The following is a 24,247-nucleotide window of genomic DNA, read 5'->3' as shown; positions in this document are numbered from 1 at the left end:
CCCGTACCCTGTGCAGGCGGGCACCCTGATAATTGGGCTGATAGTAGAGATGAGCGTCGAACGCATCAGCCAACGCGAGGAAGCTCCGCCATGCGGACCGCCGTCATGATTTCGTCTGCGGCACCGGGTTCCAACGGCATTAACGGGGAACGAACCGTCGCATGATCCAGGATCCCTCTTGCGACCAGCGCATGTTTCAATGCCACTGTGCCTTCCATGTGAGAACCACGGTGGTACACGCTTTTCGTCACCGGCAGCAGGCGATCGTGGATAGCGCGCGCGGCAGCATAATCTTTCGCCTTACCCGCTTTAATCATGTCAACCAACAGTTCGGGGGCAATGTTGCCATAACCGACCAGGAAGCCATCCACATCGAATACGGTTGATAGCAGGTATTCATCGTGGCAACTCAGGATTTGCAGGTCAGGGCGTTCGCGGCGGATGACAGGAATTTCAGTGTCCCAGCGGCGCATGTTTCTCACCCCATTTTTCATGGCGAATACACCGGGTTGTGCCGCGATATCCAGCATCGTTTCCAGGTTGTAAGTACATTTGGTCGCATCGGGATACTGGAACAGAATGAGCGGCAGACCACTTTCTTCATACACATGACGGTATTTATCCTGCGGTGCGCCTTTCTGATAACCGAAACGCAGCCAACCGTGGGACGGGTACAGCAACCCTGCCGATGCACCGGCTTTGATGGCGCGCTTGGCTTCTTCTGCCGCGACAGCGGTCCCTTCCAGCGTGATGCCAGCGATAATCGGAATCGCGCCGTTTACTGATTCGGCAAAGGCTTCAATCACCTTCATTTGTTCGTCTTGCGACAGGAAGGTGCCTTCCCCGGCGTGCCCTAACACGGTGAGGCTTTTCACACCGTCGATGCTAGCCAGCCAACTGCCTAATTTTTTACAAGCCGCATAGTCGACGGCCCCGTCACGGGTGAATGGGGTGATTGGTGCTGGGTTAAGACCACGTAAATCGATATTGATGTTTTTCATAACGTCCTCTTTTTTCTATAGGGTACTGTCGAGTGCAATTTATCAAAAACGTTTGCGGGAACGTTTGCAGTTTTTATCAAAGCAACCGATCCTGTCAAGAGGGTTTTGCGAGAAATTGGATCTATTCAGCAGAGGATCATCTGTTAATGGTGGATACGCACGACGTGACGCCACCCCGCGAGTATGATCAACAGGCGAAATCAATTCAGTCATAAGGAGGGAGGAAATGACCTTGATACACCTGATGCGCGTCTATGACGTACATCAGCCGATGGAACCGGCGGCATTTCTGGTAGATAGGCTATGGCCGCGCGGTGTGGCGAAAAGTCGTCTGGCTGGCGTTGTCTGGCTTAAAGATGTGGCACCCAGTCATGAACTGCGTCGCTGGTATCATGCCAACCCGGTCGAGTGGGATGCTTTCGTTGGGCTGTACCGCGCGGAACTCCGTCAGCATAGCGCGTGGCAACCGTTGATAACGCTGTTGTGTCAAAACGCGCCGATAACGCTGCTATATGGCAGTCGGGATACGCAGCGAAATCATGCCATGGTTTTGCGTGATTTTCTTGTTGAGCAATTGACGCTTAGCGAACGCGAATAAAAGAGCCGTCTTGTTGCCGGGTGAACTGGACTTGCTGACCATCCGGGGTGTCGATTTCAAGCTGGCTTACCATCCCCTGCGTATTGAGTTGCAGGCGAACGTTCTGTCCGGCCCGCAAATTACTGAGTGGCTTGTTCTGGCCCTCGACTTGCGCCATAGCAAACACATCGTTGACGGGCAGGTTATTGTCGCGAAATAACTGCGCCAGCGTCTGACCGGAGGCGATTTGGTAGGACTGCCAGTGGGCACCAGATGTCGCCGGGCGCGACGTCTGGTTAGCGGTGTCGGTGGCGTTAGGGTCCACCAGTTGTGCCTGTATCGGCGCATTCTGCGAGCTGAGCGGGACGTCCACCTGACGGGACGGCGCAGGTGCTGAAGGCGAGGTCGGCCACAGCAGTACCAGTAACAGCAGGCACAACAGAATCAGAATACAGCGACGGTGAAAATAGGGCAGCGGGTCCATCCAACTGAAATCATCCGGCAGGTGCCACACTGTCCGCAGCCAGGATGAATGTCTGCGATGCGAGTGGCGTGGAGCAGGATCCGGGGAAACCTCGACGGCTTCCTCTGCACGTTCTTCCGGTTCATCTGGCATCGCCTTGTGTTGACGTCGCTGAGCCAGCCAGTTCAGGCAAGACTGCCATAACGTCAGGGGATTCCAGGTGGATTGCTCTTTCCGGGATTGATCTCTCCTGGATTGTTTTCTCCTGGGCGCGATTCTGCCCATGGTGACCTCTCTTAGAACCGTATAAAGGTAAAAACAGCCTATACCCGTCATACTTCAAGTTGCAGGTGTGTTGGCTGCGCTCGCTCACCCGAGTCACTTACTTGAGTAAGCTCATCGGGATTCGCTCTCTTGCCGCGTTACAAGGCTCTAACGAGCCTTGCCCTAAAGGGCCAACGCATCGCGTTGTTCAACACGCGAGCGTGTTGTCCCGCAACTCGAATTATTTTGGGTATAATTATATCGGTAATTGGTGACAGATAACCAGTTAAGGCCGCCGTCATTGGAAACTGATGCCGTAAACATGAACGGTTTGACGCAAGGTCGAGCGACGGCGAAACAAGATAACGACAGAACGTTTTACCCTCAATCGACTCACTGCTATGCTGCACTTTCATATTTTTTAGATTAAAGGAACATTCATGACAACGCCTTCTTATGACAGCGTCGAAGCGCAGGCAAGCTACGGCATTGGCCTGCAGATTGGTCAACAACTGCAGGAATCCGGTCTGGAGGGGTTGATCCCCGATGCGCTGCTGGCAGGGCTGTGTGATGCGCTGGAAGGTAAAGCGCCTGCGGTGCCGGTTGATGTGGTACATCGCGCGTTGCGTGAAGTGCATGAGCGGGCGGATGCGGTGCGTCGTGAACGTCAGCGTGAACTGGCGGCTGAAGGCCAGCGTTTTCTGGATGCCAACGCCGCTAAAGAAGGCGTAAGCAGCACCGAATCCGGTTTGCAGTTCCGTGTTCTGACACAAGGTGACGGCGCGATTCCAGCCCGTCAGGATCGCGTGCGGGTTCACTACACCGGCCGCCTGGTTGACGGCACCGTGTTCGACAGCTCGGTACAGCGCGGTCAGCCAGCTGAATTCCCGGTTAGCGGCGTGATCCCCGGTTGGATCGAAGCGCTGACACTGATGCCGGTTGGTTCTAAGTGGGAACTCTATATCCCTCAGAATCTGGCGTATGGCGAACGTGGCGCGGGTGCGTCCATTCCTCCGTTCAGTACCCTGATTTTTGAAGTGGAACTGTTGGAAATCCTGTAAGTGTCTTCTCTGCCGGGGACGTCGTGACCCGGCAGATTGCCCCTCGCAGGCGTTAGCTAATGACGCCGACCTCATCGCTTTTCAATTGCTCATTTCCCATTGATTATGGTTCATGCCGCTGTGCAAATACGTCGTGGTGTAACCGATGGATACACCTGGTAAAGGTGGGCTGACGATTCTTTTTTTATACTGGTGTGCAGTCAACGGCGCCAGGCCAGAATTGCTTTCCTGAAGTTATTATTATTTAGCCATTTTCTGATAGCGACTGAAGGTAGCGCGCCGTATAAGTGACTCATCCGCCGCGTTGCGGTGAATCAGAGGTTAACAATATGATTAAGCCACTTTTACTGGGTGCCATCGTGACAGGCTTATTGCTGTCAGCAATGCCTGCCGCACAGGCTGATAGCCTGAGTCTGTCATTGCCTGGTGTGTCTTTGCACATCGGCGATCGTGATACTCGTGGCTATTACTGGGACGGTAATCGGTGGTGTGACCCGGATAGCTGGTACGCCCGTCGCCACCATCATGCCCGCCAGGTTTATTACGAATATTACGACTATGCACCGCCCCCGCCGCCACGCCGAGTTGTGGTGGTAGAAGCACCGCCTCCGCCGCCGGTTTATGTCGTTCCTGCCGGGCCGCGTGGTCCAGGATGGGGATGGGGCCCCGGCCCTCATCACGGTGGCCCGCGCTGGTAAGCCGTGATTGATAGCGACCCTAAAATAAAAAACCGTGCTCTGACAGAGCACGGTTTTTTTTAGCGGCTACATGGCGGGTAACAGCGGTTATTCGCCCTTCAGCGCCCGTGGAAACAACTGATTGTTTTCCAAATGGATATGTTCCATCAGGTCGTCGATAAATTCATTGATACCGGTGTATAGCGCACGCCAGGTAGTACAAGCGCCGACCGGCGGGGTCACGTTGTTGGTGAGGGTTTTGACCACTTCCAACTGTTGACCGGCGTCGTCGTGCTCATGTTCCATGACGGAAATCGGCCCAGTGGCCTGAGCGCCCATACCGGACTGGATCATTGGGAACAGGATCCGCTCTTCTTTCATCATGTGCTGTGTCAGATCGTCGTGAATCAGCGTCAGTTGAGCCGTCAGCCCAATCGGGCAACCTGGCTTGTCGTGGTGTACGCGTTCGACTTTTTCCGCCATCCGAATCAGTTCCGGCAACTGTGCACGGTGACGATCGTGGAAACGACTGATGATATGCACAATCATTTCGCCAAGAGAGGCCTGTTGCCAGTCTTTTTCCGTGGATGGTTGTGTCGACAGCTCGGCCAGACGCGATTCGAGCATATCGATATCCAGCGCCCGCTTGGTGGCAGCACGCAGCAGCGTTTGTTTGCCGCCGCAACAAAAATCAAGATTGAATTCACGGAACAGTGCGGTAGCGCGAGGGATGGTGATGGCCAGCTCGCCTAATGATTGGTCGCGGTAGTGCATGGTGGGTACCCTCTGAACGGTGTCATTTATAAAATGTATTTTAAATGCATCTTTAAAAATTAGCTATCCCTAAAAAGGATTACCGGGAGAAAGAGGATGATGAAAACACCGCGCCCATCGGCGCGGTGTGATGATGGGTTATTTTTGCAGATCCAGACGGTACACGGCGAAGCCGATATCATCGTTGCCCACCAGGGTGAGCGGGTATTGCGATTTTTCCTTGATGAATGCGGCGGCTTTCGGCGATGGAGAGGTTTCCACCCGGATATCCAACGGTGTATCGCTGGTAATCTTCGCCAGACGCCAGTTGTTGTCCGCCGACGGTTTCACCTCACCGGATTTTTTCGTTTCAGTGCTGATGTAGGCAGCCAGTACCGCACGGTTTTCATCCGGTGATGCGAACGCGACTTGTTTTTCACCGGTACCGGCAAACTTCTCACCATAAGCGCGGTAGTTATTGGTGGCGACAAGGAACGTGGCCTGTGGGTCGATAGGTTTGCCGTTAAAGGTCAGATCCTTGATACGGTGCGAATTACCGTTGATCAATTGGCACTCGCCGTCGTAACGGGCGGGCTGGGTGACATCTATCTGGTAGCTGACACCGTCAATCACGTCAAAATTGTAGGTGCGGAACCCTTCCCAGTTGATCAGCGATTGTGGTTCGCGTTTATGCACATCAATCTGGTTGAACTGACCGGCTGAGCATTCCAGCCATTCCCGTACCTGCTCGCCTTTGACCTTCACCACCACCAGCGTATTGGGGTAGAGGTAAAGATCGGCGGCGTTACGGAAGGTCAACTGGCCTTTTTCGACTTCCACATAGCTGGCCGGGTCGTTTTTGCGACCGCCAGCCTTAAATGGCGCGGCGGCGGAGAGCACCGGCAGGTCCGCCAGATCCGGGTCGCCCTGAATAAAGTGTTCGACGTAGGCTTTCTGCGCGTTGTTGACTATCTGTACGGTCGGGTCGTCCTGAATCAACGACAGGTAGCTGTACATGTTGTCGGAGGATTTACCGATAGGCTGGCTGACAAATTCACGGGTTTTCTGGTGGGCGTCCGCCAGTACGTTAACCAGTTGTGCATCTTCCGCCGCCAGTGATTTCTTCTGGGCTTTGTCGAAGATCGGGCGGGCTTCCGCTTTGCCTTCGGCCACTTTCCACTGCCCGCTGTCATTGTTCAAGACCAAATCGACCACCCCAAGGTGATCACCCCACTGGCCGGGCATCACCGCCGGTACGCCATTGAGCGTGCCTTTGGCGATATCGGCACCGTGGATACCAGCAAAATCTTTGCTCGGGAACACGGCGTGAGCGTGACCAAACATAATGGCGTCAATACCGGGAATCTGGCTTAAGTAGTAGACCGAGTTTTCCGCCATCGCTTTGTACGGCTCAGCTGACAGGCCGGAATGCGGGATGGCAATCACCACATCCGCCCCTTGTTTGCGCAGCTCCGGTATCCATTTTTTCGCGGTTTCGGTGATATCCGCCACCGTGACTTTACCGCTCAGGTTGGCTTTGTCCCACACCATGATTTGTGGCGGGACAAAACCGATGTAACCAATGCGCAGTTCATGCGGCTTACCGTCACGGTCTTTCACCGTTTTCTTTTCGATCAGGTAAGGTGTAAACAGTGGTTTGCCGTTACTGGCATCCAGCACGTTGGCGTTGATATAAGGGAAGTGGGCACCAGACAAGGCCTTGTGCAGGTAGTCCAGCCCGTAGTTGAATTCGTGGTTGCCGATATTGCCGACGGCGTAATCCAGCGTATTCATCGCCAGATAGACCGGGTGTACATCGCCTTTTTGTAATCCTTTGGCCGCAATGTAGTCACCCAGTGGGCTGCCTTGAATAATATCGCCGTTGTCCACCAGCACGCTGTTGATGGCCTGCTGACGAGCGGCCTGAATTAAACTGGCGGTACGGACCAGTCCGAATTTATCCGTTGGACTGTCTTTATAGTAGTCATAGTCCATCATATTGCTGTGAAGATCGGTGGTTTCCAGCACCCGTAAATCGACGGTCGCCGCCTGAGTAGCGGTAGCGATAGCCATCGCAAGCAGGCTCAGCACCAGCTTATGCTTCATAAAGGTCGCTCCTGTGACGAGGTATGAATAGGGCTTCGCCGCTGGTCATTTGTCCGATGTACTGGCGGCGAAGCCTGAATCTATATCGCAGATTTTGATGAATATAGTGTTAAATATCAGTCTGAAGTGTGAAGCATGACATATACCCGCCGTCCTGCAACGCGATTTATTAAAGGATAGAATGCCGGGGACAGACATAATAATGGCCTGTACAGATAACGAGGTGAAACGATGTTAGAACCGATCTGCCAACTGGCGCGTGAGGCGGGAGAGGCCATCATGCAGGTATATAACGGCCATCAGCCGCTCAATGTAGCGCATAAAAAAGATGATTCGCCGGTGACGGCGGCTGACCTGGCGGCGCATAAAGTGATTGCGCGTGGGCTGGCGGAACTGCACCCCACTATCCCGATGCTTTCGGAAGAGGACCCGCAGGGGTGGTCCGAACGCCAGCACTGGCAGCGTTATTGGCTGGTGGACCCGTTGGATGGGACCAAGGAGTTTCTTAACCGTAACGGTGAGTTTACCGTCAATATTGCGTTGATTGATAACGGTAAACCGGTGCTGGGGGTGGTGTATGTGCCAGTAACGGGTGTGATGTATGCCGCCGCACAGGGCAATGCCTGGAAAGAGGAACAGGGTGCGCGCCGTCCGATTCGGGTGAAAGATGCCCGGCCGCCGCTGGTGGTAGTGAGCCGTTCCCATGCCGACGCAGAGCTGGAGGATTATCTGCGCCAGTTAGGTGAACACCAGACCGTTTCTATCGGTTCGTCGCTGAAGTTCTGTCTGGTAGCCGAAGGCAAAGCGCAACTGTATCCGCGGTTTGGACCGACGAATATCTGGGATACCGCCGCCGGGCATGCGGTAGCACTGGCCGCCGGTGCACAAGTGCACGACTGGCAGGGGCGTGAGCTCTCCTATGTGCCGCGTGAGTCCTTCCTGAACCCCGGATTTCGTGTATCGCTGTTTTGAGGCGTATTTTCTACTGGTCGTGATGTGCCAGCCTGATCCTTCCCGCTGATATCGCAGCAGCCAACGCGCCTGCTGCGATACCTTTCTTTACGTTTTCATCTTTAACATGACGCACGATGTACTGTCGTTTTTTGGTCATATTTTCCCGGTAGATTGGCGGCCGTTAACACGAGTGCGGCGGTATGCCCGAGTTTGCGGCATACCGCACACACGGTAATACCTTGAAGGTTTATACTGATTTAAAAATTATGGCATTAGTCTATTCGGTAAAATTATGTAAATGCCATAAATAATTCTGTTGTTGCGGGAACTAACCACAGAATAAAGGCACTAATCAGTAGTACATGATTGCCACGCAGGATATCTCCGGCCTGAATCAGGAACGGGGTGCGTGGCGAATAAAAACGGGAGGAGAGGAAGACGATGAGGATCTTCGAGCGTTACAATCCCCTGAAGGTCGCCAAGTATGTGAAAATCCTGTTTCGTGGAAGGCTCTACATTAACGGGATTGGCGCTTTTGAATTTGATCAGGGGCGCATCCTGCTGCCCAAGACGCAGGATAAACAGCATCTGGTGGTGATGTCTGAAGTGAACCGTCAGGTACTGAAATTGCAGGCTGAACTGGGTTGACGAACCCTCTTCAGCAACAGGAAAACGGCCCTTTGACGGGCCGTTGTTATTGGTAGCGACTGAACGGTGAAGGCTGGCTTAGGCCGGGGGCGTTTCGGGGTTAACCGTTGTTCTTTCTTCCAGACGGGTCACCAGCAACTGGTCTATCTTGTTGCTGTCGATATCCACCACTTCAAATTTATACCCAGAGTAACGGACAAAATCAGTACGTTTGGGGATTTTGCGCAGCGTATACATCATGAACCCGCCGATGGTTTCGTAATTATCAGAGTGAGGAAACTCATCAATACTCAAGGCGCGCATCACGTCTTCTATTGGTGTGCCCCCCTCGATAAGCCAGGAGTTCTCGTCACGGGCGACAATTTGCTCTTCCATCCCTTGTCCAACCAGGTCGCCCATCAGCGTTGTCATCACGTCGTTGAGGGTGATAATCCCTACCACCAGCGCGTACTCGTTGAGGATAACGGCAAAATCTTCTCCTGCCGTTTTAAAACTTTCCAGCGCTTCTGACAGCGTCAGGGCATCCGGTACCATCAGCGCCGGGCGAATCTGGACGCCACTGGTCAGCTCCAGACTCTGGTTCCCCAACACCCGGTTCAGCAAATCTTTGGAATCCACATAGCCGACAATCTGGTCAATGGTGCCGTCGCAGACCAGAAACTTGGAATGCGGCTGGTGGGCGATTTTCTCTTTGATTTGCGCTTCATCTTCGTGCAAATCGAAATAGACCACGCTTTCACGCGAGGTCATGGAGGACGGTACGGTACGGGATTCCAGCTCGAATACGTTTTCGATCAACTCATGTTCCTGTTTGCGCAGCACGCCGGCCAGGGCTCCGGCTTCCACCACCGCATAGATATCATCCGGTGTGATGTCTTCTTTGCGCACCATCGGTAATTTGAACAGCCGAAAAATCAGGTTAGCCAGGCCGTTGAACAGCCACACCAGCGGGCGGAATACCAACAGACAGAAGCGCATGGGGTTGATGATCCGAATGGCAATCGCTTCCGGGGCAATCATACCAATGCGTTTCGGTGTCAGGTCGCCAAACAGGATGAACAGGCTGGTCACCAGCACAAACGAACAGATGAAACTGGCCCGGGCGACCATGTCTGGCGGCAGAACGCGGGTAAACAGCACTTCGAAATACGGGGAGAATGCCGCGTCGCCGATGATACCGGCGAGGATTGCAACCGCATTGAGGCCTATCTGAATGACGGTGAAAAAGATGCCCGGCGTTTCCTGAAATTTCAGGACCAGCGGGGCATTCAGGTCTCCCTCATCGGCCATCAGCTTCAGTTTGATTTTGCGCGAAGCGGCCAGTGATATTTCCGATAAGGAAAAAAACGCACTAATGGCGATAAGACATAAAATAATTAACAGACTGTTTAACATAGTTTTTTCGCACAGTCGTCGCGGACGGCGAACCTCTGAAAGGGAATCACATTATGGGTGCTGTGGCACCGCAATAAGGGGTGCTTCGGCACCGAAATAGGAGTGCGATTGCACCGCAAAAAGGACCGGAAACCGGTCCTGTGGACGCACAGTATAACAGGTGCGATGAAATCGTCGCCAGCCTTAGCCTTGCGGCGGTAAACACACGCCAATACCGCCCAGTCCGCAGTAGCCGTGCGGATTTTTGTGCAGGTATTGCTGGTGCTCATCTTCGGCGTAGTAAAACGGCCCGGCGGGTTGAATTTCGGTGGTAATGGCACGGTTATCGCCCGCTTCGCGCATGGCCTGCTGAAAGCGCTGGTAGCTGGCTTTGGCGGCGGCGTCCTGCTCTGGCGTTAACGTATAGAGTGCGGAACGGTATTGCGTGCCGATGTCGTTGCCCTGACGCATCCCTTGCGCGGGATTGTGGTTTTCCCAAAACAGCTGCAACAACTGGGGGTAACTCACCTCAGCCGGGTCAAACACCACCCGTACCGCTTCGGCATGGCCGGTTTTACCGGTGCACACCTCCCGATACGTCGGGTTGGGGGTATAGCCGCCGCAATACCCTGACGCAGTGCTGTACACCCCTGACTGTTGCCAGAACAGGCGCTCTACGCCCCAGAAACAACCCATCGCGAAAATCGCCACCTCCATGTGGTCCGGAACGTGGGTCATGGAGTGCTGGTTGACCACGTGCAGGCGGGCGACCGGCATCGGCGTCGTGCGGCCTGGCAGGGCATCTGACTTGTCGATCAACTGGGTCTTGTCAAAATTCACTATCACGTTTGGCTCCTGATTATCACCCTGTATTTCGTCATTTTCAGAGCATAACCGAGTTAATGCGCTCTGTCTTTATGGCGAAATAGCATAGGTATATGACAACGGTACGGGTATCGACAGCGAGTATGTCGTTGAGGCGGTGGCCCCTGACTGAAGTGTACGCATTGCCGGGCGATTGTGCCGGGTGTGGGTGGCTTTCAGGATCATGGCGTTGTCGGTATAGCGACGACTATCTATAGTTAACAGCGGTAACTAATTCTATCGTTACTGAGATACCTGTCTGTTGTTGTTCAGAAAATACGTCGATTTTTCCGACGCTACTGGGAAGTTACGTGACAATTTTTATCAGGATAAAAAATAGATTTTGCCGCCGTAGCGCCGTGTTCTGCCGGGTGTTAAGCGTAGGAAGCCTGCTACTGATGGCGACGTCGGCATGGGCTGCATCGAATGTGCGTCTTCAGCTTACCGGGCTGGACGGGGAGTTGCAGAAGAATGTGCGGGCACGCCTTTCTACTATCACCCCGGATGAAGTTAATGCTGATGGGCGTTTTCGTGCCCGGGTTGATGAAGCTATCCGCAAGGGGCTTCGTGCGCTGGGGTACTACGACCCGGATATCCGCTTTGAGTTCATTCCAGCACAGGGACGTGGCCGCCCGGTGTTGAAGGTCACGGTGACACCGGGAGAGCCGGTCAACATCGCTGGTTCCAGCATCGCTATTCGCGGTGGTGCACAACAGGATGAGGATTATCAAAAGCTGGTGCGACAACGTCGGCCTGCGGTCGGTAGTCCGCTCAATCACGGTGATTATGATGCGTTCAAAAGCGAACTCAATACGTTGTCGATGCGTAAGGGCTATTTCGACGGCCATTTCACTCAAAGTCAGTTAAGGGTGATGCCCTCTACCCATCAGGCCTGGTGGGACATCGATTATGACAGCGGCACCCGCTATCGCTTTGGCAAGGTGAACTTTCGTGGCTCTCAGATTCAGCAGGCGTATTTGCACAATCTGGTGCCCTTTCGCGAGGGCGATGCTTACTCGGTAGAACAACTGGGGGAGTTTAACCGGCGCTTGTCTGCCACCGGTTGGTTTAACTCTGCGGTCGTCTCGCCGGATTTCGAACAGGGTCGCCAGAGTAAAGTCCTGCCGCTAGAGGCGGTGGTGACGCCGCGTACCCGCAATAATGTGGAAACCGGGGTAGGGTATGCCACCGATGTTGGGCCACGGTTGAAAACAACCTGGAAAAGACCCTGGGTGAACGATTATGGCCACAGTCTGGAAAGCAGCCTGAGCGTATCTGCGCCGGAACAGCAACTGGATTTCAGCTACAAAATGCCCCTGCTGAAAAGCCCGCTGGAGCAGTACTATCTGGCGCAGGGGGGCTTCAAGCGCGAAGATCTCAACGATACCCAGTCTGACTCGACGACATTCAATCTGGCACGTTACTGGGAGCTTTCCAGCGGCTGGCAGCGGGCTGTGAACATGCGCTGGACGTTGGATCACTTCACTCAGGCCAACGTCACCAACACGACGATGCTGCTTTACCCTGGCGTCAGTTTCAATCGTACCCGACAACGAGGTGGGCTCATGCCCGACTGGGGCGATACCCAGCGTTACTCGGTGGATGTCTCCAATACCTTGTGGGGATCGGATATTGATTTTGCGGTATTTCAGGCACAAAACGTCTGGATCCGAACGCTGGCAGAAAAACACCGTTTTGTGACTCGCGCCAATCTGGGCTGGATCGAAACCGGTAGCTTCTCGCGCGTTCCCCCTTCGCTGCGTTTCTTTGCCGGTGGCGATCGCAGCATTCGCGGTTATAAGTACAAATCCATTTCTCCACGCGATAGCGACGGCAAGCTCACCGGTGCCTCGAAGCTGGCAACAGGATCGCTGGAGTACCAGTACAACGTCACGGGGAAATGGTGGGGAGCCGTTTTCATCGACAGTGGCGAAGCCGTCAATGATCTGGCTCGCACCAACCTGAAAACAGGCGCGGGTATTGGTGTGCGCTGGGCTTCGCCGGTTGGGCCAGTCAAGCTGGATATCGCCCGGCCGATTGGCGATAACGATAAACGTGGATTGCAGTTTTATATCGGGCTGGGACCGGAATTATGAGCAGGATGAAAAAAGCCGGCATTGGCCTGATGGTGGGGGTGCTGGCATTATTGCTGGCAGTGATACTGCTGGTGACCACCACGCCAGGGTTACATCTGTTACTTGGCGCGGCTACGCGCTGGGTGCCGGGGCTGGAAATGGGAGCCGTCGAAGGCGGCTGGCGGGATTTGACGCTCAATGCCATACGCTACCAGTCATCCGGCGTCAGCGTGCAGGCAGAGCGCGTGCATGTGGCGTTGAAACCGGGATGCCTGTGGCGCAGTCAGCTGTGTCTGGATGACCTGTCGTTGCAGGGGCTGATGGTCGCTATCAATACCCAGGCATTGCCACCGGCCGAACCCGAACCACCGGTGAAAAGCGCACCGGTAACCGAAATTCTTGCACCGGTGGCGATGGCGCTGAATCACATCAGTCTGACCGATAGTCGCATTGTGGTTGATGGCACCGATGTGTCGCTGAACTCGCTGCAAACTGCGCTGAACTGGCAGGGGCGTTCACTGACGTTGTTGCCGACACAGGTGTCAGGCCTCATTGTCTCGCTGCCTGCCACAGCGAAAGCGCCATCTGCACCGCCGGTGAGCGCGGTGAAGCCGCCGCCGCTGGGCGAAACACTACATGCGCTGTTTTCCGTACCGCTACTACCAGCGATGCCAGAGTTTACTTTGCCGTTAGATCTCACCATTGCCGATGTGCAAGGGGAGTCATGGCAGGTTGTAGGAAGCCAACCGGTAGTGATTTCACGCGTCCAACTGCAGGCAGCTACCCGGCAGCAGACGCTGACGTTGCAGCAACTCACGGTGCAATCGCCGCAGGGCGCACTGTATGCGCATGGCAACGCGACCTTATCGGGCGACTGGCCGGTCACGCTTAACCTCAACGGTATGCTAAATAGCGATCAGCTCAAGGGGGAGCGCATACGGCTGACCGCTGATGGTAGCCTGCGTCAGCAGCTACGGCTGGCAATAAACCTGTCTGGCCCGCAGCGGGCGCAGGTCGATATCCAGACCACGCTGGCTGAACCCGGCCTGCCGCTTAACCTGAGCGTGCGCACACCGCAACTGCGTTGGCCGCTAACCGGTGACGCGCTTTACCAGTTCAATGAAGTACAACTGAATGTCAGCGGAAAGGTGACGGATTATGCACTGTCGCTACGCGGGGATATCCGTGGCAGTGAACTGCCACCCGGTACCCTGACGCTCGATGGTCAGGGCAGTGAACAACAGTTCTCGCTGGCACGACTACGGCTGGCGGCGTTGCAGGGAACGGCGGACATAACCGGTCAACTGGACTGGCGTGATGCGATAACCTGGAACGGTAATCTGGCGCTTAAAGGTATCAATACCGCGCAGCAATGGCCACAGTGGCCAGCACAGCTGGACGGTGTATTCACCATTAATGGCGGCCTGGCGGGAGAGTCATGGCGGTTTGATGTACCGCAGTTGGCGCTGGATGGGCAAATCCGGCAGAACAAACTGAGCGCCAAAGGGGCAGTGAGCGGTAATGCCGACGGTCAGTGGTCGATTCCGGGGGTGACGCTCTCGCTGGGGCGTAACCAACTGACGTTGCAGGGGGAATTGAAAGACCAATGGCGATTGAGCGGTGACATTAATGCGCCGTCGCTCAATGGGATACTGCCCGGCCTGGGTGGACAGATAACGGGGAAACTGCGGCTGGAGGGCAAACGTGGGGCACCACAGTTGCAGACAGATATTTCCGCCACCGCGTTGCGCTGGCAGGAACTGAGCCTCGGTAAACTGACACTCAAGGGTGACGTGCAATCGGATAAACAGGTACAGGGCACACTGACGTTACAGGTGCAGCAACTGACGCAGGGGGATGTGCGGCTGGCGTCGCTGAATGTCCGGGCGACCGGTGATGAGAGTCAGCACCAGCTACGCGTCACCCTGAACGGTGAGCCAGTAGGCGGCCAGTTGTTATTGAGCGGCCACTTCGACCGTGCACAGCAGCGCTGGCAGGGGGAGCTGAGCGATACGCGGTTTGATACCCCGGTCGGCGAATGGCGGCTGGCACCGTCAATGTCGCTGGTCTATCGGGTTGCGGCGCAGACCGTCACGATAGGAACGCATTGCTGGCGTAACCCTAATGCTGAATTGTGCGTACCTCAGCCGATTGAGGCGGGAGCCAGCGGCAAGGCAAGCGTGACGCTTAACCGGTTTAATCTGGCGATGCTGGCACCGTTTATCGGCCAGCAGACGGCGGTGAGTGGTACGGTGAACGGCAATGCGCAAGTCAGTTGGCAGGCCGACGGTGGTTTGCCCCAGGCACGCGTCACGCTGGCGGGTCAGGGTGTCACCGTTCGCCAGCAGGTTGAAGGCGGCACGCTGCCGGTAGCGTTTGACACGTTGACCCTGGATGCCGGATTAGAGCACGGGCAGGCGCGCCTGGCGTGGTTGATGGGCATTCAGGGTAATGGCCGTTTCCGGGGCGATGTGAGTATTACCGATCCGCAGCATCGCCGTAATCTGAGTGGTACGGTGACGCTAAATGCGTTGTCACTCGACTTGCTGCGACCGATGCTGCGTCAAAACGAGAAAGCCGCCGGGGTTGTTAATGCTGATCTGCGGTTGGGCGGTGACCTGCAACGTCCGCAGGTGTTTGGGCAACTCACGCTGGATAACCTTGATGTGGATGGTAACTGGATGCCCGTTGATTTGACCAGTGGCCGGTTAGCGTTGGTGTTCAACGGTATGTCCTCGACATTGCAAGGTGTGTTCCGTACCACAAAGGGGCAAATAACCCTGGCGGGGAACGCCGACTGGTCGGTATTCGATGCCTGGCGAGCGCGGATTGCCGTTAACGGTGATCGTATGCGGGTGACCGTACCGCCAATGGCTCGGCTGGATGTGTCGCCGGATATCGTGTTCGAGGCGACGCCACAGCTACTGTCGCTAAACGGTACGGTGACGATCCCCTGGGCGCGGATTGTGGTGCACGATATGCCCGCCAGTGCGGTGGATGTCTCCTCGGATGAAGTGATTCTGGATGCGCGGCGTCAACCGGTTGCAACCGTTGCCCGCGGGATTCCCATCGCCAGCAACCTGATTGTCCGGGTGGGTGATGATGTCTGGCTGGATGCTTATGGGTTACGAGCCCGTCTTCATGGCGATTTGAAAGTCTCGCAGGATGAACAAGGGTTGGGGCTGAACGGGCAGATTTCGATGCAGGAAGGTCGCTTCAAAGCCTATGGGCAGGATCTGCAAGTGCGTAAAGGGCTATTGCTGTTTTCCGGGCCGCCGACGCTGCCGGTGTTAAATATCGAAGCTATTCGCAACCCGGATAATACCGCAGACAGCGTGACGGTTGGCGTACGGGTCACCGGTACCGCCAATGCACCTAAGTTGGATGTGTTTTCGGAACCGACGTTATCCCAGGAGGAAGCGCTGTCTTACCTGCTGCGCGGCCAGGGTTTGAACAGTAGTGGCGCGGATAGTTCGATGATGACATCGGCCTTGATTGGTTTAGGGGTTGCACAAAGTGGTCAAGTTGTGGGTAAAATCGGCGAGGCCTTTGGCGTAAGCAATTTAGCTCTGGATACACAGGGAGTTGGCGACAAATCGCAGGTTGTTGTCAGCGGTTACGTCCTTCCGGGCCTGCAGGTCAAATATGGTGTCGGCCTGTTCGACTCATTGGCAACGTTAACCTTACGTTACCGTTTAATGCCAAAACTATATCTGGAAGCGGTGTCTGGTGTGAATCAGGCACTCGATGTGCTCTATCAGTTTGAGTTTTAGCAATGCGAATTATTGTCTACGGCAGTTTACGGCGCAAACAGGGAAACAGTCATTGGATGACCAACGCTCAGTGGTTAGGGGATCACCAGCTCGAAGGGTATGAGTTATACGATCTGGGACACTATCCGGCGGCGGTTGCAGGCGAAGGAGAGATTTACTGCGAAGTGTACCGCATCAGTTCGTCTATTCTGACCGAACTGGATGAACTGAAGCGGGGAGGCGGAGCTTACCAGCGTGAGTTGATTGCCACGCCTTATGGCAGCGCCTGGATTTACCTGTATCAGCGCCCGGTTACTGGCTTACGTCGTATCGTCAGCGGCGACTGGTTGAAGCGTAACGAAGAGCCATAACCTACCATCTCGTCATACTCTACATAATCCCGGTAGCGAATAACGTTAACCGGGATTATTTATTTCTATCAATAGTCACTTTCTCTTATTTATTTTTCTTGATTTGTTGTTTGTGTTTATTAATTCTTTCTTTGTAAAGAAATCTCGTTGATATTTTTTATATATATTCTTGGTTTTTGAGTAAAAAATTTGTTGTTCTTGTGACGTTATTTTGTTTTTTATGATGCTTGACAGTGTGGTGATTTTGATTCAATAATAAAATTTATTAACACTAATTCACTCTTATTTGCTTTTTGGGTTAGTTGTTATTTATTTTTGTTATGTTGATTATTGTTGGGGGAATAGCACCTTTCACCTGGGGTTGCTATTATTATTTATATTGATTTGTTTTTTGTTGGTTATATTTATTTGCTATCGCAGGGGAAGAATTAATATGGATACGAATAAAAGAAAAGGCATCGCACACCATTTGTAATTCACTAACACAAGGACGAAAATGAAAAAATCACTGGTCAGGGATGTGATTAACAGTATGAAGCCCGCCTTCAGTTTTTCTTCCCGTTCAGAAGAACGAGGCATGGTTAATCTGCGAGATAACGAAAATCCGTTTGGTGGTCAGCAAAATCGTTACCCTGCGAATGTCTATCCAACACTCGCCAGCCGTTATCTTAATGCATTGGCAGAGATAGAGGACTATCAAGGTAATCAGGAATGGCATTCGGACTGGGTGCTCATGACTCGTGGTGCCTCTGATGGCCTGGATTTAATCTTTCGAACGTTCTTTGAACCGCGACAAGACAGTGTGATTGTCACACCACCCAATTTCCGTTTGTTTGACGAACTGGCTACGGCCTATTCTGTTCATGTTGAACCTATCCCGCTTTTAGGTGATGAGTTTAATCACCTTGATCTGGTCAGGATAAAGGCGAGTCAGGCGAAAGGCATATTGCTGTGTGACCCTAATAACCCCATTGGCAGTAGCTTGGTTATGGCTGAGGTTATTCACCTGCTGGAGAATTTCTCAGGGTTGGTTGTCATTGATGAAGCCTATGTAGAATATGCCTCCCGACGTTCATTTCGTCATTTAATTCATGACTATCCGCAACTGATTGTGGTGCGTTCCTTGTCCAAAGCCATGGCGTTGGCTGGGTTACGTCTGGGGGCGGTATTGGCACAGCCTGAACTGATTCAAGCCATGATGAAGGTACGCCTTCCCTTTGCACTTCCTCAGCCGGTCATTGAGCAGGCGCAAGCCGTACTCTCAAATATCGGGCAATTAAAACAACAAATTTTGCTTTTTATTCAGGAACGCGAACGGGTAGCGCTACGGCTGAAAAATATTCCTGAAATTGAAAACGTGTTTGCCCATGCGGGTTTTATTACCATTAAAGCACCCGAATCGATGGCAACCCGGTTACTGAATGCCGGGTTTGATGTGCTACCGAATCCGATGGGGCTTATCGGTTATATTCGTATTTCACTGGCTGCACCCGAGGTAATGGATAATCTGCTGCGGGTGTTGGAATAACCGTGATTATTTGAATGTATTGATATGACATAATCTGTACCAACCTTTTTTATAAAAAACTTTATGAACACGAATGAAAGGCCGTATGGCTAATCTTTGTGGTTTAACCGTTGTTGTCAATAAAACGAAATATAATAACTGTAATTACAAGGAGTCGTTGGATATGAATAAGGAACAAAATGCCGTTACCCATGTTATTGCGCGTGAACAAATTCGTGCAATTACACATGTGGATGTTAATGGTGAAAAGCATTTATTGGGGCAGCATCGTGATTTTCGACGCAATGAAAATCTGGCTCATTTCATTCCCGAGTCAGGTCGCTTGTCATTTGCCTGGGTGCGTTTAACCGATGGCGAGACACTGGATGTCCATCAACACCCGACAAAATCCATGATTATTGTATGTAGTGGTTCTGTGCAATTAACGGGAGATGAGCCTCGTCAATTATATGAGGGGGATATCGTTTGTGTCGAACCCTTCCGCAACCACGGTTTTACCACCCGCGAGGGCGAAACCTTTCATGGTTTGTCGATTCAATTTGAAGGTAAGGGATTATATGAAGATGAACAACAGGCAAGGGTAACATTCAGCGATGCGCTAAATAACCTCTATCAGGTGAACGAAACGCTGGTGGGGCGTCACCAGACCAATGCCTTGTTTCAGCTATTCTCTTCCGGCCGGTTACAGAAAGACGCGCAATTACGTCAACGTTTTGTATCAGCCTTATATGTCTGGTCACGTTATTTTCAGAAAATGGTGCTGGCTCGTCAGGCACTGTGCATCACCCCGGCTTTGCAGGAGGAGTATCAGCGTCATTTCATGGAAGAAGTGGGGCATGATGAGTTATTGCGCGTGCGTTATGAGATTAATGACGAGGTTTACGACCCAATTTTGGAAGCCGGCGGTAACTGGTTTGTCTCTCAGATGTACCAACAGGATGAAGCAGGGAAAGTGGTGGTGGTGCATCTGGTCGTCGAGTCGAGCGGTCACGTATTTGGCCTTGCCACCTCTGAAATATTCCATAAGCCCGAGGTTGAAGGCGATTATTTTGATGTGCATGCCGAAGCGGATGATGACCATCGGTCTATCGGTCAGGCTTACCTCCACAGCCTGCCCGCTGAAAAAATACAATCGCTGCTGCCGTTGTGCCGTCAGGCTTGGGACATGATGGATTTGGTACATGAGCGTATCGCCGCCTGGACATTGCAGGGCGCTTCATCATGACATCTTGTAGCCAACCTCCGCGAGGTTCATTGCATCCGCTGACGTTGCTCAGGCAACAGATCGCCGGTTTTTTTCAGGCGTGTGGCTATACCCCGATGGATGGACCAGAAATTGAAGCCGAATGGTTCAATTTCGATGTGCTGAATATGGCTGACGATCATTTTGCCCGTACTTCGGACAATACTTTTTACCTGACCCAGTCAGCCGCAGAGCAGTACGGCGAGTTAACGACGCCAGCACAACAGCCTGAGCGACATCGGCCGCGTTCCGGGTTGGTGCTGCGGGCGCATACGTCGCCAGTACAGGCGCGTACCTTGCTGACGCAATCGCCGCCATTATATCGCTTTCATATTGGCCGCACCTATCGGCCTGATGCGCTTGATGCCACGCACAGCCCGGTCTTCAATCAACTGGAGGGGTTAGCGGTAGACCGCCATCTGACGATGGATAACCTCAAGCAATTGCTGGATGAACTGGCGCATTCGCTGTTTGGGCAAGGGGTGGTGACACGGTTACGGCCTTATGAGTTTGCCTACGCGCAACCGGCAGCCGAAATTGATATTCAATGCAATCAGTGCCATGGGCAGTCGGCCACGTGCCCGACCTGTCAGGGTGAAGGGTGGATTGAATGGGGTGGCTGCGGCATGGTGCATCGGGATGTGCTGATCAATTGCGGTGTCGACCCTGACGCGTTTAGCGCTTTTTCATTTGGCATTGGGGTGGAACGCACGCTGATGCTCAGGGACGGTTTGCAAGATTTGCAGCCGATCGTGAATGGCGACCTGACCTATGCCAGCAGCAGGGCGATGGACTTGCCCACGGCAGAGGCGGAAAAATCAGGCACGCATGACATTGATAGCCAGACCGACTGGACGATGGCGACCGGGGGACTGGTGCAGGTCTCGACCTTTCCGTTTACCTCTGTGCAGGCGTTGGCTTGCGTACAACCCGCTACCTTACCGGACACGCTGGCCAATTACTGGCAACTGCGCGACCCGATAGAGGGTATTGAGCCGGTGATGCAACCGCTCTTGTTACCAGGGTTATTGACCCTGTGGCAGCAACAAGGCACCGCATTACCGCTGCATTACGGCGGTATTTTTGAACGTGCACGTGTGTTTTTACCTGCTCGATTGCCGCTTGCCCCGAGCGTGGCGACCGGCCGCGCGCCGTCTGACGAACACCTGGCACAGTTGTACTCGGCCATCCCCCAGCAGCCATTTCATCTGGCAGCGTTGGGGCGCAGCAAAGAGCAATTGTTAGTGGCGATGCGGGCGGCGCTGGCGGCGCGAGGTGTTGTTGTCCACTGCCATGTGGATGACCAGGTTGCCTGGGCGGCATCGGGGGCAACCACACTGGTGACCGACGCGGGCGATATTGTCGGCCACGTCGGTCAACTGGCAACTCATGTACTGGCTGCATGGCGGCTATCCGAGCCGTTGGCAGCCGGTGAAATTACGATGGACATTACGCTTCAGGAGGAAAAACAATGACACCGGATCAGATTGCTAAAACGTACCTTGAATCACTGGAGAAGAGCGATCTTCGCGCCATTCTCGATCTCTATACCCCCGATGGGGTGGTATTTTCACCGTTGTACGGCCCGAGAAAAGCGGTTGATTTCTATACCGCGTTATTCAAAGACACCGGACGTGCGAAAATCAATCTGAAGGGGGTGACGAAGGGGTCGCAGGTGGACGGTCGGCCGCTCATTACCATCTGGTTCAAATTCAGATGGACGTTGCCTTCCGGCGAGCCAGCGCATTTTGAGTGTGTCGATGTGTTGGAAATGAACAGTGAAGGGTTGATTGAAAAATTGCACATCATTTACGACACCGTCACGGCCCGGCCAGCGCATGAAGCGGAGTTTGGCGTTGGCAGCTCCTGGCGGCCTGCGTTTGACGAAGAGTAAGACCGGTGATGGAGATTGTCTCTGAGGTATAAACAACAACACCGCCATCGGCGGTGTTGTTATTCAGGCGTTGCTGACTTTCTGTTGCTGGCTACTGGTCATGTGACTGTCGTAACCAAAACGCGAAAGACATCATCACAGCGCCTTATTTGTTTTTAGCACGCTCGAAAGAAGACAGGATTTCGGCTTTCGCAGCGGCGGCATCAGCCCAACCTTCCACTTTAACCCACTTGCCTTTTTCCAGGTCTTTGTAGTGCTCAAAGAAATGACCGATCTGGGCACGCAGCAGTTCCGGCAGGTCGTTCACATCTTTAATGTGGTCGTACTCTTTGCTCAGCTTGGTGTGCGGTACCGCAACCACTTTGGCATCTTCGCCAGATTCATCGGTCATTTTCAGTACGCCAACCGGACGGCAGCGGATAACCGAACCCGGCTGCAGCGGATACGGTGTCGGCACCAGCACGTCAACCGGGTCACCGTCCAGTGACAGGGTGTGGTTGATGTAGCCGTAGTTGCACGGATAGAACATGGCGGTAGACATGAAACGGTCTACGAACAGGGCGCCGGTTTCTTTGTCCACTTCGTACTTGATCGGATCAGAGTTAGCCGGGATTTCGATCACTACATAAATATCTTCCGGAAGGTCTTTACCCGCCGGTACGCTATTCAAACTCATGTCGGTTTCCTTCTTCTTCAAACCAGAATGGAGTGGCGCTCATTATAGCCAACTGATGGCGAAAGTCGTGGTTTTTTAGGGTGGGCGCACGCGGTCTATGGTGTGCCTGTCAAAACGGATTCCACATAGTGCTAATTAATGGAAATTAAATAATTAATCTAATTAAAGGACAATCAGCCGCATTCCGATAAACGTCAGTCCTGAATCGTGTCACCAGACAGGCGCTATGGCGTATCGGCAGATGCGCCGGGCAACGAGGCGGGAGCGTTATTTGATTATTGGTTGTTTTTTACGATGTTGAATTACAGGGGAAAGTACGGATGCTAAAGAGCATTACGGTCAGGCATGGCCTGTTGGCTGTGGGGGGCATTATGCTGGTATTGTTGGCAATTGTCGTGGGTATCGGCACCAGTGCGATTAGCCAGGGGAACCGGTCATTAGTGTCTATCGACAAAATTCAGGGCAAGGAACTCAGTGCCCTGTCGTCGAGTTATACCGCCGCGTTGCGGGCCAGAACGGCGGCGTCACAGGCCGCCAGACTCTATGAGATCGGGTCGATTGACAAAGCACAAGATACCCTTCGGCGTGTCGAAGACTATGCCAGCCTGTCGCGTCGGGAGATGGCGCGTTTTCTGGCGTATGGCACGGTGACCAAACGCGGTGCGGAACTGGCTGAACAGATCAAAGTGGCGTATGACGCCTATGATCGTCAGGGCATGGCACCGTTGGTTGCCGCGTTAAAGAGCGACAACCTGGATACCTACTACTCCCTGATGCAGGATACGCTGCCAGCGCTGAGTATCAGCATGGATTCAGCCATCACCGATTTCCGCACTTTTGCGTTGCAGGTGGGGGAAACGCTGTTGCTGCAAGCGGACGAGCTGGCTTATAGCCGACTGTGGACGATGGGGGGGGTCTTTGCCATCGCACTGTTGCTGGCCAGTGTAGCCTGGTGGGCCATCCGGCAGATTGTGCTACGTCCGCTGGACGGTGCGGTACAGCAGCTTGAGGTCATTGCGCGAGGCGATCTGTCACGCACGATTGAGGATGGCGGTAACAATGAAATCGGCCGATTGATTCGGGCGATGAAATCCATGCAACAGTCGCTGGCTATTGCGGTGGGGCGAGTGCGTGACGCAGGTAGCCAGATTGATGTTGGCACCAGCGAACTGGCATCTGGCAATAACCATTTAGCTGAGCGCACCGAAGAGTCAGCGGCCTCGCTGGAGGAGACCGCCGCCAGTATGGAACAGTTAGCGTCTACCGTGAAGTTGAATGCCGATAGCGCCGATCAGGCGTACCAGTTGGCACAGCAGGTCTCGGATATTGCAGGTAAAGGGCGTGAAGCCGCTGACCAGATGCTGGATAAAATGCAGATGATTTCCACCACGGCAGCGCGCGTGGCAGACATTCTGGCGATGATCGACGGTATCGCTTTTCAGACCAATATTCTGGCGCTGAATGCGGCGGTAGAGGCGGCACGAGCCGGAGAGCAGGGCCGCGGTTTTGCGGTGGTGGCCGGTGAAGTGCGCAATCTGGCGCAACGCAGTGCTCAGTCAGCCAAAGAAATTAAAGTGCTGATGCAGGATTCGCAAGTTCAGGTCAACGAAGGGACGGATATCGCCCGTATTGCCGGGGAAACCATGAGTAAGGTGGCCTTGTCCGTATCCCAGGTGACAACGCTGATGCGTGAAATCTCTACGGCGACTCGCGAGCAAAGCAACGGTATCGAACAAGTAAACCAGGCCGTATCGCAGATGGATTCCGTCGCACAGCAGAATGCATCGCTGGTGGAAGAGTCGGCGGCAGCGACCCGATCGCTGGAAGAACAGGCGCGTGAACTGGCGGCCAGCATGGCCCAGTTCCGGCTGGAGCCGCAGACGATGGCCGCATTAGGGCGTTACTAAGCCACCGTTCATAATCATGACAGAATCATAGTCATGATAAAAAAAGCGGCCGACCGGCC

General features: G+C 53.7%; 20 protein-coding genes. 13 read left to right on the top strand and 7 right to left on the bottom strand.

The window, feature by feature from the left end:
- Window positions 1-65: 65 nt before the first annotated feature.
- Entirely contained in the window at window positions 66-1,001 is a 936-nt protein-coding gene (locus tag DZE2538_RS15840) for a dihydrodipicolinate synthase family protein (RefSeq protein ID WP_201765534.1), read from the bottom strand.
- Window positions 1,002-1,227: 226 nt separating this feature from the next.
- On the opposite strand from DZE2538_RS15840, the gene DZE2538_RS15835 reads away from it, so the two are divergent.
- Entirely contained in the window at window positions 1,228-1,599 is a 372-nt protein-coding gene (locus DZE2538_RS15835; protein WP_023640653.1) for a DUF488 domain-containing protein, read from the top strand.
- On the opposite strand, the gene DZE2538_RS15830 is transcribed toward DZE2538_RS15835, so the two are convergent.
- Window positions 1,583-2,326 carry a LysM-like peptidoglycan-binding domain-containing protein gene (locus tag DZE2538_RS15830; RefSeq protein ID WP_038916764.1) on the bottom strand — a complete coding sequence of 248 codons (744 nt, stop codon included), beginning with the start codon at window positions 2,324-2,326 and terminating at the stop codon, window positions 1,583-1,585. The genes DZE2538_RS15835 and DZE2538_RS15830 overlap by 17 nt on opposite strands.
- Window positions 2,327-2,745: 419 nt before the next feature.
- On the opposite strand from DZE2538_RS15830, the gene fklB reads away from it, so the two are divergent.
- Both fklB and DZE2538_RS15820 read left to right on the top strand, forming a co-directional pair.
- A complete protein-coding gene (gene fklB / locus DZE2538_RS15825) occupies window positions 2,746-3,366 on the top strand; it encodes an FKBP-type peptidyl-prolyl cis-trans isomerase (protein WP_019843519.1) in 621 nt (206 codons plus the stop codon).
- Between the two features lie 329 nt (window positions 3,367-3,695).
- Entirely contained in the window at window positions 3,696-4,064 is a 369-nt protein-coding gene (locus tag DZE2538_RS15820) for a DUF2502 domain-containing protein (protein WP_016940458.1), read from the top strand.
- A gap of 87 nt (window positions 4,065-4,151) precedes the next feature.
- On the opposite strand, the gene ytfE is transcribed toward DZE2538_RS15820, so the two are convergent.
- Complete coding sequence (gene ytfE / locus DZE2538_RS15815) at window positions 4,152-4,817, bottom strand: iron-sulfur cluster repair protein YtfE (protein WP_019843520.1); 666 nt, start codon at window positions 4,815-4,817, stop codon at window positions 4,152-4,154.
- Between the two features lie 138 nt (window positions 4,818-4,955).
- Window positions 4,956-6,902 carry a bifunctional 2',3'-cyclic-nucleotide 2'-phosphodiesterase/3'-nucleotidase gene (locus DZE2538_RS15810; protein WP_038916763.1) on the bottom strand — a complete coding sequence of 649 codons (1,947 nt, stop codon included), beginning with the start codon at window positions 6,900-6,902 and terminating at the stop codon, window positions 4,956-4,958.
- Between the two features lie 231 nt (window positions 6,903-7,133).
- On the opposite strand from DZE2538_RS15810, the gene cysQ reads away from it, so the two are divergent.
- Window positions 7,134-7,874, top strand: a complete 741-nt coding sequence (gene cysQ / locus DZE2538_RS15805) for a 3'(2'),5'-bisphosphate nucleotidase CysQ (protein ID WP_023640648.1) — start codon at window positions 7,134-7,136, stop codon at window positions 7,872-7,874.
- Between the two features lie 423 nt (window positions 7,875-8,297).
- Complete coding sequence (locus tag DZE2538_RS15800) at window positions 8,298-8,504, top strand: DUF1107 domain-containing protein (RefSeq protein ID WP_012885999.1); 207 nt, start codon at window positions 8,298-8,300, stop codon at window positions 8,502-8,504.
- Between the two features lie 78 nt (window positions 8,505-8,582).
- Here DZE2538_RS15800 and paeA read toward each other — a convergent pair whose 3' ends face one another.
- Together paeA and msrA are read right to left on the bottom strand one after the other, a co-directional pair.
- The gene (gene paeA, locus DZE2538_RS15795; RefSeq protein WP_019843523.1) at window positions 8,583-9,899 is read right to left on the bottom strand and encodes a polyamine export protein PaeA; all 1,317 of its coding nucleotides are present in this window, start codon (window positions 9,897-9,899) and stop codon (window positions 8,583-8,585) included.
- 183 nt (window positions 9,900-10,082) lie between these two features.
- Window positions 10,083-10,724 carry a peptide-methionine (S)-S-oxide reductase MsrA gene (gene msrA, locus DZE2538_RS15790; RefSeq protein ID WP_038916762.1) on the bottom strand — a complete coding sequence of 214 codons (642 nt, stop codon included), beginning with the start codon at window positions 10,722-10,724 and terminating at the stop codon, window positions 10,083-10,085.
- A 416-nt stretch (window positions 10,725-11,140) separates the two neighbouring features.
- On the opposite strand from msrA, the gene tamA reads away from it, so the two are divergent.
- The 7 genes from tamA to DZE2538_RS15755 all read left to right on the top strand — a co-directional run bounded on the left by tamA (window position 11,141) and on the right by DZE2538_RS15755 (window position 21,605).
- Window positions 11,141-12,838, top strand: coding sequence for an autotransporter assembly complex protein TamA (gene tamA / locus DZE2538_RS15785; protein WP_050568705.1), 1,698 nt, complete (start codon window positions 11,141-11,143; stop codon window positions 12,836-12,838).
- Window positions 12,835-16,590, top strand: a complete 3,756-nt coding sequence (gene tamB / locus DZE2538_RS15780; protein WP_038916760.1) for an autotransporter assembly complex protein TamB — start codon at window positions 12,835-12,837, stop codon at window positions 16,588-16,590. The genes tamA and tamB overlap by 4 nt, the downstream gene beginning before the upstream one ends.
- 2 nt (window positions 16,591-16,592) lie before the next feature.
- Window positions 16,593-16,940: a gamma-glutamylcyclotransferase family protein gene (locus DZE2538_RS15775; protein WP_012885994.1), complete on the top strand. Its 348-nt coding sequence runs from the start codon at window positions 16,593-16,595 to the stop codon at window positions 16,938-16,940.
- 496 nt (window positions 16,941-17,436) lie between these two features.
- Window positions 17,437-18,468, top strand: a complete 1,032-nt coding sequence (locus DZE2538_RS15770) for an aminotransferase class I/II-fold pyridoxal phosphate-dependent enzyme (RefSeq protein WP_038916759.1) — start codon at window positions 17,437-17,439, stop codon at window positions 18,466-18,468.
- Window positions 18,469-18,631: 163 nt separating this feature from the next.
- Window positions 18,632-19,693 carry a cupin domain-containing protein gene (locus DZE2538_RS15765; protein WP_038916758.1) on the top strand — a complete coding sequence of 354 codons (1,062 nt, stop codon included), beginning with the start codon at window positions 18,632-18,634 and terminating at the stop codon, window positions 19,691-19,693.
- On the top strand, window positions 19,690-21,186 hold the full coding sequence (locus tag DZE2538_RS15760; RefSeq protein WP_038916757.1) for a tRNA ligase subunit PheS family protein: 1,497 nt from the start codon (window positions 19,690-19,692) through the stop codon (window positions 21,184-21,186). The genes DZE2538_RS15765 and DZE2538_RS15760 overlap by 4 nt, the downstream gene beginning before the upstream one ends.
- A complete protein-coding gene (locus tag DZE2538_RS15755; RefSeq protein WP_038916756.1) occupies window positions 21,183-21,605 on the top strand; it encodes a nuclear transport factor 2 family protein in 423 nt (140 codons plus the stop codon). Before DZE2538_RS15760 ends, DZE2538_RS15755 begins: the two co-directional genes overlap by 4 nt.
- 145 nt (window positions 21,606-21,750) lie before the next feature.
- On the opposite strand, the gene ppa is transcribed toward DZE2538_RS15755, so the two are convergent.
- A complete protein-coding gene (gene ppa, locus DZE2538_RS15750) occupies window positions 21,751-22,281 on the bottom strand; it encodes an inorganic diphosphatase (RefSeq protein ID WP_012885989.1) in 531 nt (176 codons plus the stop codon).
- 320 nt (window positions 22,282-22,601) lie between these two features.
- Between ppa and DZE2538_RS15745 the strand changes: the two genes are divergently transcribed.
- A complete protein-coding gene (locus DZE2538_RS15745) occupies window positions 22,602-24,188 on the top strand; it encodes a methyl-accepting chemotaxis protein (RefSeq protein ID WP_038916755.1) in 1,587 nt (528 codons plus the stop codon).
- Window positions 24,189-24,247 lie beyond the last annotated feature (59 nt).

Origin of the sequence: Dickeya zeae NCPPB 2538 (assembly GCF_000406165.1) — a bacterium.
Taxonomy (GTDB): Bacteria; Pseudomonadota; Gammaproteobacteria; order Enterobacterales; family Enterobacteriaceae; genus Dickeya; species Dickeya zeae.
This window is presented reverse-complemented; position numbering and strand designations above follow the sequence as displayed.